Source organism: Bacillus kexueae (genome assembly GCF_022809095.1).
GTDB classification, from domain to species: domain Bacteria; phylum Bacillota; class Bacilli; order Bacillales; family Aeribacillaceae; genus Bacillus_BZ; species Bacillus_BZ kexueae.
Genome location: NZ_JALAZE010000014.1, coordinates 1 through 12,301, shown reverse-complemented (window position 1 = coordinate 12,301; position 12,301 = coordinate 1). Strand labels below are relative to the sequence as shown.

Genomic DNA, 12,301 nt, shown 5'->3' with positions numbered 1-12,301 from the left:
TTAATGGTTTTGTGAACAAGGGGAGTAAAGATCGTACCGTTGTTTTATTGGATGGAACTGCATACTATGTCAGCGGTTTTATGATATGATGATTTTTAAGAGAGTCAAATGGTGAAATCTAGGTATGTATAGAGCATTTTAGGCAAAATTTTAAAAGGCTCTTTTCTATAAGTATGTTGCTATGGAATTCAAGTAAAGGTTTTGTGCCGATGGCTGGAAAAATGGCGAAGAGTCTACCAGTTGTTTTAGATGCAACAATGTATACGAAAACAGCCTTGAATAAAAAGAAAAAAAGGTGATGTCACATGATTTTAGTCTTGGATGTAGGAAATACAAATACTGTAATTGGTGTTTATGAAAAAGAAGAATTAAAGCATCATTGGCGTATTGAAACAAGTCGAAATAAAACAGAAGACGAATTTGGTATGTTAATCAAATCTTTGTTTGAGCATGTTTCTTTAACTTTTGCTGACATCAAGGGTATTATTATTTCATCCGTTGTACCACCAATCATGTTTGCGCTAGAGAGAATGTGTCAGAAATACTTTCACTTAAAGCCTTTAGTTGTGGGACCAGGTATTAAAACAGGTCTTAACATTAAATACGACAATCCAAAGGAAGTTGGAGCAGACCGAATTGTAAATGCTGTTGCGGGAATTCATTTGTACGGTGGTCCATTAATCATCGTCGATTTTGGTACGGCTACAACGTATTGCTATATAAACGAAGATAAACAATATATGGGTGGAGCGATTGCCCCGGGAATTAATATTTCCACCGAAGCATTATATTCACGAGCTGCTAAATTACCGCGAATTGAGATTGTAAGGCCAGATGACATTATTGGCAAAAATACAGTTAGTGCTATGCAATCGGGTATTCTATACGGGTATGTCGGACAGGTTGAAGGCATCGTTTCTCGAATGAAAGAGCAAGCGAATGAGGAACCTACTGTCATTGCAACGGGGGGATTAGCGACTTTAATTGCGAGGGAATCAGACATTATTGATATTGTTGATCCGTTCTTAACTTTAAAGGGGTTACAACTCATTTATGAACGTAACGTTGGAAAGGAGTAACATCATGAAGGACTACTTAGTAAAATCATTAGCTTTTAATGGCCAAGTTAGAGCGTACGCAGTAAAAACGACTGAAACGGTGAGCGAGGCCCAAAGAAGACATTATACATGGCCGACTGCATCTGCCGCGTTAGGACGTGCTATGACTGCGGGCGTGATGCTAGGTTCGATGCTAAAAGGAGAGGAAAAGCTCACAATTAAAGTTGAAGGTGGCGGCCCAATTGGCATTATTTTAGTTGATGCCAATTCCAAAGGTGAAGTGCGTGGCTATGTGACAAACCCTCAAACTCATTTTGATTTAAATAGTCAAGGGAAGTTAGATGTAGCACGAGCAGTTGGAACAAATGGAACTTTAACCATTGTGAAAGATTTAGGCTTACGTGAACATTTTACCGGTCAAGTACCAATTGTTTCAGGAGAATTAGGAGATGACTTTACTTATTACCTAGTATCTTCAGAGCAAGTACCTTCATCAGTCGGTGTAGGAGTACTTGTCAATCCAGATAATAGCATCCTTGCGGCTGGAGGGTTCATTATTCAATTAATGCCTGGAACAGATGATGCAACGATTACTGCGATTGAGCAACGCTTAAGTAAGATAGAACCCATTTCTAAGTTAATTCAAAAAGGTCTTACGCCAGAGGAGATCTTAGAAGAAGTCTTAGGTAAGGATAACGTGAAAATCATTGATAAAATGCCTGTAAAATTCCAATGTCAATGTTCGAGAGAGCGATTTGAAAGTGGAATTATTGGCCTAGGGGCTAAAGAGATACAGGATATGATTGATGAAGATGGAAAAGCGGAAGCACAATGCCACTTCTGTAATGAAAAATATCAGTTTACAAAAGAAGATTTAGAAGCGTTAAAAGAATCAGCGAAAAAGTAAGAGATGGAGACGTAAGGGAGCTGGAGAAAATGAATGGAAAAACGTTATGGGGCATTATCTTCGGCCTTGTTGTATTAAATTGTTTAACCCTTGCATACTTTTTAAGTGGTAAGCAGAGTTCACAAATCACATCTGTAAGTAATCATACTGAAGGTGAAGTTGTTGCAGAAATTGGGGAAACGACGATTTCACGTCAAGACTGGCTTGCAGAATTAGAAAAAAGGTTTGGAAAAACAACTCTCGAAAATATGATCAATATAAAAGTAGTAGAAGAGTTAGCTTCAAAATATGGAATCGAAGTTCCAGAAGAAACGATTGAGCGTGAGTTGAAGATGTTTAAAGCGACGTACAATGCTTTTGGAGAAGAAGGGTTTGAACAAGACGATCAATTAAAGGATCAAATCCGTTATAGCATCTTATTGGAAGAGTTATTAACGAAAGATGTTGAGGTTCCAGAAGAAGAGATGAAGCAATTTTACGAGGAAAATAAGGGCTTTTATGAAATTCGCAAATCGTATTTGTTATCCCATATCGTCGTGAACTCGGAAGGTGATGCAAAGCAGATTATTGAAGAATTAAAAGGTGGATCAAGCTTTGAAGCTTTAGCTGCTGAGAAATCAATAGACAACTTAACTGCTTCAAACGGGGGAGAGTTAGGGTATGTTGAAGTGGAGAGCAGCTTTGTTCCTCCTCAATATTTAGAAGAGGCTGAAAAGCTTTCAGTTGGCGAATGGTCAAATGTCATCCAAGTAGATGATGAATTCGTTGTCGTTTACGTGGAAGATATATTAGAAGGAGTCACGTTTACGTATGACGAAGTGAAAAATCAAATTAGAAGACAAATTGCCTTAGATCAGATGGAGGGAAATATTTCTGCTCATAAGCTATGGGAAGAAATCGGTGTATCTTGGTTTTATGGAGAATAAGTCCAAAATAATTGACAATTCAAACAATTACTGCTATATTTTCCATAAAACCAATAAAAATACTCGGAAATAGGGGTGGAACATATGGCGGTTGTGGCGAATTCAATTCTTGACTTAATTGGTAAAACACCAGTAGTGAAGTTAAATCGTTTAGTAGATGAAGATAGTGCAGATGTGTATGTTAAATTAGAGTTCATGAACCCTGGGAGCAGTGTAAAAGACAGAATTGCACTGGCTATGATTGAAGCGGCTGAAAGAGATGGTAAATTATCAAAAGGGGATACGATTATTGAGCCGACAAGTGGGAATACTGGAATCGGCCTTGCAATGGTTGCCGCTGCGAAAGGTTTAAAAGCAATCCTTGTTATGCCTGATACAATGAGTATGGAACGCCGCAACTTATTGCGTGCCTTTGGCGCTGAACTCGTGTTAACACCTGGTTCTGAAGGTATGGGTGGAGCTATTCGAAAGGCGGAAGAACTTGCAAAAGAAAATGGGTACTTCATGCCACAGCAATTTAAAAATGAAGCGAATGCAGAAATCCATCGATTAACAACTGGTCCAGAAATTGTTGAACAAATGGGAGATCAACTTGATGCTTTTATTTCTGGAATTGGTACGGGTGGTACAATTACTGGAGCTGGCTCAGTATTAAAAGAAACGTATAAAGATATTAAAATCTATGCAGTTGAACCAGCTGACTCTCCGGTCTTGTCTGGTGGAAAGCCGGGTCCACACAAAATCCAGGGCATCGGCGCTGGTTTCGTTCCAGATATTTTAAACACGGAAATCTATGATGAAATCATTACAGTTAAGAATGAGGAAGCATTTGAAACTTCTCGCAAGGCTGCTAAACAGGAAGGGATTTTAGGTGGTATATCTTCGGGTGCAGCGATTTATGCAGCACTAAAAGTGGCGAAAGAATTAGGTAAAGGGAAGAAGGTATTAGCCATTATCCCAAGTAACGGAGAAAGATACTTAAGTACGCCGCTTTATCAATTTGACGAAGAGTAATTTGTAAGCACTGTTCTTTTTCAAAAGGAACGGTGCTTTTTTGGTTGTTACAGAAAGTTTAAGTTCAATAATGTGTTAACGTATTCTCTTTCCAGTTTATGTGGTGTCTAGCTCCAAGCGCCATCATCTCGGGTCGCTTCGGCCCTGCTGTGGCGACGGAAGCCTCCTCGCAGGTCCTAAAGCGCCCTTGCCTAAGGACTTGCGCTTTGCGCTTTTCTTATTTCGTGTTATGTCCATAAGAAGTGTCTACTGCCTCGGAAAGCTAACTTCCCCATTGATTATCTAAAATTATCCAACGTTGCAAATAGAATTTTCAATAAATCGTTTAACGTCTTTCACTTTGGCGTGTAAACAACTCCTATATCATGTAAAATAAATCTATGAGCATAAAGGAGAGTATGATGATGCAGCGAGAACAAATTCGAAAACCTATAGCTATTTCCTTTTCTTTAGACAAGGAGACTTTTTTCTCTAAGTATGAGGAATTTACAACAAATGAACCGTTCCATGTCTTATTGGAAAGTGGACGAGGCGGGCGACATAGCATTGCAGGTATCAAACCGTTTGCGATCATCTCTGGTAAGAATGGTCTCACTTCTATTGAAGTTGAAGGGAAAACAGAAACAGTCGAAGGGAACCCGTTAGCTGTTTTTGAGGAATGGATGAATGCACACAAATCTCTAACAGACCCTCATTTACCTGATTTTCAAGGTGGAGCCATCGGGTTTATCAGTTATGATAGTGTGAGGTATTTTGAAAAGCTTCCAGAAATAGCGATTGATGACTTGAAGACACCAGACATTTATTTCCTCGTCTTTCAAGATATCGCTGTGTATGACCATGATACTTCAACGCTATGGTTAATTTCGCATTTCGTTGATGAAAGTGAAAAGACTGATGCGTATGATCGGCTAGATGAGTGGAAGAGTGAATGGTTAAATAAGCATTCAGTGGACGTCACATACGAAATACTGGAAGAGCCTAGTAGTAGAAAACCAATTTCATTTATGGAAGAACCGTTTAAAGCAGCGGTTGAGAAGGTCCGCGAATATATTGCGCAAGGTGATGTGTTTCAAGTTAACTTATCCGTGAGACAAGCTCAAGAGCTTCATTGTCATCCATTTGAATTATACAAAACGTTACGAAAATTGAACCCATCGCCATATATGGGCTATATTCATACGCCTGATTTTCAAATCGTAAGTGGTTCACCGGAGTTGTTAATTAAGCGAAAGGGACAAGAGTTAAGTACTCGTCCGATTGCAGGAACGAGATCTCGTGGATTGAATGATGAGGAAGATCAAAAACTTGCCGAAGAACTGATCCACAATGAAAAAGAGCGAGCAGAGCATGTCATGCTTGTTGATTTAGAGCGTAATGATTTAGGAAGAGTATGTGAGTATGGTACGGTAAAAGTGAATGAATTTATGGTGATTGAAAAATATTCGCACGTCATGCACATTGTATCCAATGTACAGGGGACTCTTCGAAAAGGAGAAGGCTTCTTGGATATTATGCGTGCCGTATTCCCTGGGGGAACAATTACTGGTGCTCCAAAGGTTCGAACGATGGAAATTATAGAGGAATTAGAGCCTACGAGAAGAGGTATTTATACTGGATCCATCGGATGGTTAGGATTTAATCAAGATTTAGAATTCAATATTGTTATTCGTACTTTATACGCGAAAGATGGATGGGGATACGTCCAAGCGGGGGCGGGAATCGTTATTGATTCTGTGCCAAAATACGAGTATAAGGAGTCGCTGAAAAAGGCGGAAGCCCTTTGGAAAGCGAAAAAGCTGAGTGAAGATGAGAAAATATTTGTATGAGGTGAGTAGAGATGATTTTAATGATTGATAATTATGATTCCTTTACGTATAACTTAGTTCAATATTTAGGTGAGCTAGGCGAAGAACTCATAGTCAAACGAAATGATGAAATTACGATTGAAGAAGTAAAGGACTTAGCTCCTCAATTTATCATGATTTCACCCGGTCCATGTTCGCCGAATGAGGCAGGGATAAGCATGGAGGTTATCCGTGAGTTTGCGGGGCAAATTCCGATTTTCGGTGTTTGTCTAGGGCATCAATCCATTGCTCAAGTATTTGGAGGCGAGGTAGTGCGCGCTGAGAGATTGATGCACGGTAAAACATCGCTCATTCATCATGACGGTGACACAATATTTGAAGGGTTGCAAAATCCTTTTACAGCAACGCGTTACCACTCTTTGATTGTAAAAAAAGAAACGTTACCAGACTGCTTTGAAGTAACTGCTTGGACTGATGAAGAGGAAATTATGGCTATACGCCATAAAACATTGCCGATTGAAGGGGTGCAATTCCACCCAGAATCAATTATGACAGAAGATGGAAAGCGGTTGTTGAATAATTTTATCAACACTTATAAGAAGCAAGGGAAGCGTGTGTAACGGTGTTTATTTATGTTAATGGTGAGTTTGTGAAACAGGAAAAGGCCATGATTTCACCGTTTGATCATGGTTATTTATACGGATTAGGGGTGTTTGAAACGATCCGAGTTTATGATCGTCACCCCTTTTTGTTAAGCGACCATATTCATCGACTAAACGAAGGTATGAAAGAGTTGAATATTGAAAAACAACTCTCATCTAATTTGATTGACCAGCACATTAAAAAGTTGTTGGACTTAAACCAAATAGATAATGCTTATGTCCGTTTAAATATTTCTGCAGGTGTGGGTGCTCTTGGATTGACAACGGAATCTTACTCTCAGCCAACGGAATTAATCTTTATGAAGGAGCTCCATATACCTGAAAACCAAACGAAGAAAGGCGTTTTTTTGAATATTCGACGAAACTCTCCAGAAGGCGAATGGCGTTTAAAGTCTCATCATTACTTAAATAATATTTTAGCTAAGAGAGAAATTGGATCAGATCCCCTTTTAGAAGGTATTTTCTTAACGAAAGAAGGGTATGTAGCTGAAGGAATTGTTTCGAATATTTTTTGGGTTACTAAGGGTATAGTTTATACACCTTCTTTGCAAACAGGGATATTAAACGGGATTACAAGACAATTTGTTATGGAATGTTGTAAGAAAGCAGGGATACCAGTCTGCGAAGGTTTATTCCTCCAAGAGGATTTGTTAGAGAGTGAAGAGGTATTTATCACAAATTCTCTACAAGAAATCGTACCGATTACTGAGATAGGTGACAATCGTTTTCGAGGATTGAGTGGAGAAACCACCCAAGCACTGCAAGGGATGTATAAGCAATATCGTACTCATTTAATGAGTCGGCATGAACTTGAGGAGTAGGTGAAGATTGTGGAAAAAGAACGAACGCTACGTTGTGGACGATATGAACTTCCATATGAGCGCCAGACGCAGATTATGGGGATTTTAAATATAACGCCGGACTCGTTTTCAGATGGCGGACGTTTTAATGCATTAGAACAGGCTGTTTCTCGAGCGAAGGAAATGGTGCAAGAAGGGGCTCACATTATCGATGTTGGCGGAGAGTCAACGAGACCGGGTGCTAAACCAGTTTCATTGGAGGAAGAACTATCGAGAGTCATCCCGATTATTGAGGCACTATCGAATGAGATTGACGTCCCCATCTCCATTGATACTTACAAAGCGGAAGTAGCTAGACAAGCAGTGAATGCAGGAGCCACAATTATTAATGATGTATGGGGAGCAAAAAAGGAGCCTGAAATTGCGAAGGTTGCCGCTGAGTTTAATGTGCCAATAATTTTAATGCACAACCGAAAAGAACGTCATTACCATAACCTTATTGAAGATATGATTAGTGATTTGAAAGAAAGTGTACGGATTGCTATCGAAGCGGGCGTTAAGGAAGAGAATATTGTGCTTGACCCTGGGATTGGATTTGCCAAAACGTTTGAGAACAACTTGGAAGTCATGAGGCACCTAGACCGAATTTGTTCGCTTAAATACCCTGTTTTACTAGGAACTTCTCGCAAATCCTTCATTGGACATGTATTAGATTTACCCCCAGTTGAACGAGTGGAAGGTACTGGTGCTACCGTTTGTTTAGGAATAGAACGTGGATGTCAATTTGTTCGCGTACACGACGTGAAAGAAATCGCTCGAATGGCGAAAATGATGGATGCTATGCTCGGTAAAGGAGTGAACAATCATCGATAAAATTTATGTGAATCAGATGAAATTCTATGGCTACCATGGTGTGTTTCCTGAGGAAAATAAACTAGGGCAACGCTTTTATGTTGATGTGGAGTTAATGGCTAATTTAAAAAAAGCAGGAGAAACCGATGATCTAGCATACACCGTGAACTATGCTGATATTTATCATCTATGTCAGAAAGTTGTTGAAGGTCCGCCATATAAACTTGTTGAGTCCATTGCTGAAAATATTGCCGAAGAAATACTCTCTGCTTTTTCGCTTGTTGAAATGTGTACCGTGAAAGTGACAAAACCCGATCCCCCCATTCCGGGTCATTACCAATCTGTAGCGGTTGAAGTGACAAGAGGTCGAAAATGAATAATGTTTCATACATTTCACTTGGGTCCAATATGGGGGAGCGTTACTCTTTTTTAACCCAAGCGATACAGCGACTTGATAACCATCCACAAGTGAGTGTGCTAAAAAAATCTTCCATTTACGAAACTGAGCCTGTCGGTTATACTGAGCAAGATTTGTTTTTAAATATGGTGGTTAAACTGGAGACATCTTTGACTCCATTTGAGCTATTATCATTGTTACAACAGATAGAAGTAGAATTAGGACGCAAGAGACTAATAAGATGGGGTCCTCGAACGTTGGACCTTGACATTTTGTTATTCAATCATGAAAATATTGAAACAGAACAATTAATGATTCCACATCCGAGAATGTTTGACCGTTCATTTGTTCTTATTCCGTTGTTTGAGATAGAGCCCGATGTAAAAATTCCGAATCGAGCAGATTCTCTTGCTGTCATCATTGAACAATTAACAGATAAAGAAGGAGTACGGATATGGAAGCAGAAAAGTGGGGAAGAAGAATTCGCGCTTTTAGAAAGCTAAAAGGTTATACGCAAGAAAGTTTTGCGAAAGACTTAGGAGTATCTGTATCAGTTTTAGGAGAAGTCGAAAGAGGAAATCGCCTACCGGCCAAGCAGTTAGTGGAAGACATAGCCGAATTGCTTGAAATAAGTGTGGAAGAATTAACCCCAGAAAATGAGTGAAAAGGAGGTATGGTCGTATGTTCAAAATTGGTGACATCCAATTGAAAAATCGCGTCATCCTTGCGCCGATGGCTGGTGTTTGTAATTCAGCCTTTCGTTTGACGGTAAAAGAGTTTGGCGCTGGCTTAGTATGTGCCGAAATGGTTAGTGACAAAGCCATCTTATATAAAAATGTTAAAACGATGGGCATGCTTTATATTGATGAACGTGAAAAACCTTTAAGTTTACAAATTTTTGGAGGGGAAAAAGAGTCCCTTGTAGAAGCGGCGAAATTTGTAGATAAAAATACAACAGCAGATATCATTGATATAAATATGGGTTGTCCTGTACCTAAGATTACAAAGTGTGACGCTGGTGCGAAATGGTTACTTGATCCAAATAAGATTTACGACTTAGTCGCGGCTGTTGTAGATGCAGTTGAAAAGCCAGTAACAGTAAAAATGCGTATGGGTTGGGATGAAAACCATATCTATGCTGTTCAAAATGCCCAAGCGATAGAACGTGCTGGAGGTCAGGCTGTTGCTTTGCATGGTCGTACACGTGTGCAAATGTATGAAGGGGTTGCGAATTGGGATATCATTAAAGAAGTAAAGCAATCCGTATCGATTCCTGTCATTGGAAACGGAGACGTGAAAACTCCACAGGATGCAAAGCGAATGTTAGATGAGACTGGTGTTGATGGTGTTATGATTGGACGTGCAGCACTGGGGAACCCTTGGATGATTTATCGTACAGTTAAATATTTAGAGTCCGGTGAACTAATCGGAGAACCAAGTGTACGTGAAAAAATGGATGTATGTAAACTACACTTAGACCGTTTAATTCAATTAAAAGACGAGAACGTCGCAGTTCGCGAAATGAGAAAACACGCTGCGTGGTACCTTAAGGGTATTCGTGGTAATGCGAAAGTTCGTAATGAAATCAATACTTGTGAAACGAGAGAAGAGCTTGTTTCATTGCTTGATGGATTTGTAGCTGAAGTTGAAGAAAAAGAGCAAGTTCAAGCAGGATAATTATATTCTTTACCGCTGCCAGCTTGTTGGCAGCTTTCTGCTTTAATTTAAGATATGAATGGAGTTGAGTGGGAATGAGTCATGAGGAATTAAACAATCAACAAGAATTAAATGATCAATTACAGGTAAGACGCGAGAAAATGCAGTCTCTACGTGACAAAGGGATGGACCCTTTCGGTAAGCGTTACGAGCGTACGCACCAAGCGGAAGAAGTAAAAGCAGAGTATGACCAATTCACAAAAGAAGAATTAGAGACAAAAGAAGCTTTAGTATCCCTTGCTGGTCGTATTATGACAAAGAGAGGAAAAGGAAAAGCTGGGTTTGCTCATATTCAAGATCTATCTGGTCAAATCCAAATTTATGTCCGTAAAGATGCTGTTGGCGAGGAAGCTTATGAAATTTTCAACAGTGCAGACTTAGGAGATTTAGTAGGTATTAAAGGTACTGTGTTCAAAACAAAAGTTGGGGAGCTTTCTGTAAAAGTAACTGAATTTACGCTACTTACAAAATCTTTACGTCCATTACCAGACAAATATCATGGTTTAAAAGATATCGAACAACGCTATCGCCAACGTTATCTTGATTTAATCATGAACCCCGAAAGTAAGAGTACGTTCATCGCGCGTAGCAAAATTATTCAATCTATGCGTCGCTATTTAGATAATCAAGGATTTCTTGAAGTTGAAACTCCAACAATGCATGCTATCGCTGGAGGAGCGTCTGCACGTCCATTCATTACACACCACAACGCGTTAGATATGCCACTTTACATGCGTATTGCAATTGAACTACATTTGAAGCGTTTAATTGTTGGTGGACTTGAAAAGGTGTATGAGATTGGTCGAGTATTCCGTAACGAAGGTATCTCTACACGCCATAACCCTGAATTCACAATGCTAGAATTATACGAGGCTTATGCAGATTATCAAGATGTTATGGAACTAACAGAAAATATGATCGCTCATATTGCCAAAGAAGTGTTAGGGACAACTACTGTACAATACGGTGAGCATGAAGTTAACTTAGAACCGAAATGGGCACGTTTACATATGGTTGATGCAATTAAGCAATATACTGGTGTCGATTTCTGGCCTGTGACGACTACGGAGGAAGCTCGTCGTTTAGCGAACGAACACGGTGTTGAAATTAATGACAACATGGAATATGGTCATATTGTCAACGAATTTTTCGAGCAAAAAGTGGAAGATAAACTGATTCAACCGACATTTATCTACGGTCATCCGGTAGAAATTTCACCTTTAGCGAAAAAGAATGATGAGGACCCTCGATTTACGGATCGATTTGAATTGTTTATTGTCGGTCGTGAGCACGCAAATGCATTTACAGAGTTAAATGACCCTATCGATCAAAGAGAAAGATTTGAAGCGCAATTAAAAGAACGCGAGCAAGGTAATGATGAGGCTCATATGATGGATGAAGACTTTGTCGAAGCGTTAGAGTATGGTATGCCGCCTACTGGAGGATTAGGAATTGGGATCGATCGTCTTGTGATGTTGTTAACGAATTCTCCTTCGATTCGTGACGTATTGTTATTCCCGCAAATGAGACATAAGTAAGAAGGGCTTTCTGATAGCTCTTAAGATTAGCAAACGGAGCAGAACAACTCGTTTTGCTCCGTTTGTTTTTGTAATTTAAAGGGTAGTTTGATAGGGTTTTTTTATTTCAATACACACTCGTTCAATATCTTATTAAGGAACTGTATAGCTTATCGGAAAGAGCGCATCTTTTTAATTGAGATTAATACGTTTGATAATTGATTGAACAACGTATAATTGGATTTTAAAAAAACATATATTTTTTCAAAAAAGGTATTGCAAAGTGTTCTTACAGGTGGTATATTATTATTCGTCGCTGATGAACGAAGCGACTTCAAAAGAAATTCAAAAAATATCTTGACTGTAAAAAAACGTCGTGATATTATATAAAAGCTGGTCTTAAGAAAGACAAAAAACACTTGACACATTGATTTGTGATGGTATAATAAGATATTGTGTCGAGAAAAATGATCTTTGAAAACTAAACAAAACGAAGCGTCAACGTTAATTCTTTTTAATGAGCAATCAAACTTTTTTGGAGAGTTTGATCCTGGCTCAGGACGAACGCTGGCGGCGTGCCTAATACATGCAAGTCGAGCGAACAGATAGGGAGCTTGCTCCCTTGACGTTAGCGGCGGACGGGT

13 protein-coding genes and 1 rRNA gene are annotated in these 12,301 nt (G+C 39.3%); all 14 read left to right on the top strand.

The features are described 5' to 3' along the window. Positions 1 to 305 precede the first annotated feature (305 nt). Positions 306 to 1,079, top strand: a complete 774-nt coding sequence (locus tag ML543_RS16130) for a type III pantothenate kinase (protein ID WP_243388439.1) — start codon at positions 306 to 308, stop codon at positions 1,077 to 1,079. 4 nt (positions 1,080 to 1,083) lie between these two features. Further along, positions 1,084 to 1,965: an Hsp33 family molecular chaperone HslO gene (gene hslO / locus ML543_RS16125; protein WP_243388438.1), complete on the top strand. Its 882-nt coding sequence runs from the start codon at positions 1,084 to 1,086 to the stop codon at positions 1,963 to 1,965. Positions 1,966 to 1,994: 29 nt separating this feature from the next. Continuing rightward, positions 1,995 to 2,891: a peptidyl-prolyl cis-trans isomerase gene (locus ML543_RS16120; RefSeq protein WP_243388437.1), complete on the top strand. Its 897-nt coding sequence runs from the start codon at positions 1,995 to 1,997 to the stop codon at positions 2,889 to 2,891. 84 nt (positions 2,892 to 2,975) lie between these two features. Beyond that, the gene (gene cysK, locus ML543_RS16115) at positions 2,976 to 3,905 is read left to right on the top strand and encodes a cysteine synthase A (RefSeq protein WP_243388436.1); all 930 of its coding nucleotides are present in this window, start codon (positions 2,976 to 2,978) and stop codon (positions 3,903 to 3,905) included. Between the two features lie 401 nt (positions 3,906 to 4,306). After that, a complete protein-coding gene (locus tag ML543_RS16110) occupies positions 4,307 to 5,734 on the top strand; it encodes an anthranilate synthase component I family protein (RefSeq protein WP_279326718.1) in 1,428 nt (475 codons plus the stop codon). Between the two features lie 11 nt (positions 5,735 to 5,745). After that, positions 5,746 to 6,333 carry an aminodeoxychorismate/anthranilate synthase component II gene (gene pabA, locus ML543_RS16105; RefSeq protein ID WP_243388435.1) on the top strand — a complete coding sequence of 196 codons (588 nt, stop codon included), beginning with the start codon at positions 5,746 to 5,748 and terminating at the stop codon, positions 6,331 to 6,333. Positions 6,334 to 6,335: 2 nt separating this feature from the next. Then, on the top strand, positions 6,336 to 7,196 hold the full coding sequence (pabC, locus tag ML543_RS16100; protein ID WP_243388434.1) for an aminodeoxychorismate lyase: 861 nt from the start codon (positions 6,336 to 6,338) through the stop codon (positions 7,194 to 7,196). A gap of 75 nt (positions 7,197 to 7,271) precedes the next feature. Then, positions 7,272 to 8,048, top strand: a complete 777-nt coding sequence (gene folP / locus ML543_RS16095; protein WP_279326717.1) for a dihydropteroate synthase — start codon at positions 7,272 to 7,274, stop codon at positions 8,046 to 8,048. After that, a complete protein-coding gene (gene folB, locus ML543_RS16090; RefSeq protein WP_243388482.1) occupies positions 8,041 to 8,403 on the top strand; it encodes a dihydroneopterin aldolase in 363 nt (120 codons plus the stop codon). Before folP ends, folB begins: the two co-directional genes overlap by 8 nt. Then, on the top strand, positions 8,400 to 8,927 hold the full coding sequence (gene folK / locus ML543_RS16085) for a 2-amino-4-hydroxy-6-hydroxymethyldihydropteridine diphosphokinase (protein WP_243388433.1): 528 nt from the start codon (positions 8,400 to 8,402) through the stop codon (positions 8,925 to 8,927). The genes folB and folK overlap by 4 nt, the downstream gene beginning before the upstream one ends. Beyond that, on the top strand, positions 8,879 to 9,088 hold the full coding sequence (locus ML543_RS16080) for a helix-turn-helix domain-containing protein (protein WP_243388432.1): 210 nt from the start codon (positions 8,879 to 8,881) through the stop codon (positions 9,086 to 9,088). Before folK ends, ML543_RS16080 begins: the two co-directional genes overlap by 49 nt. 17 nt (positions 9,089 to 9,105) lie before the next feature. Next, positions 9,106 to 10,101, top strand: coding sequence for a tRNA dihydrouridine synthase DusB (gene dusB, locus ML543_RS16075; RefSeq protein WP_243388431.1), 996 nt, complete (start codon positions 9,106 to 9,108; stop codon positions 10,099 to 10,101). A gap of 74 nt (positions 10,102 to 10,175) precedes the next feature. Continuing rightward, a complete protein-coding gene (gene lysS / locus ML543_RS16070) occupies positions 10,176 to 11,678 on the top strand; it encodes a lysine--tRNA ligase (protein WP_243388430.1) in 1,503 nt (500 codons plus the stop codon). A 511-nt stretch (positions 11,679 to 12,189) separates the two neighbouring features. Further along, positions 12,190 to 12,301: ribosomal RNA gene (locus ML543_RS16065) — 16S ribosomal RNA — on the top strand; the annotation flags it as partial.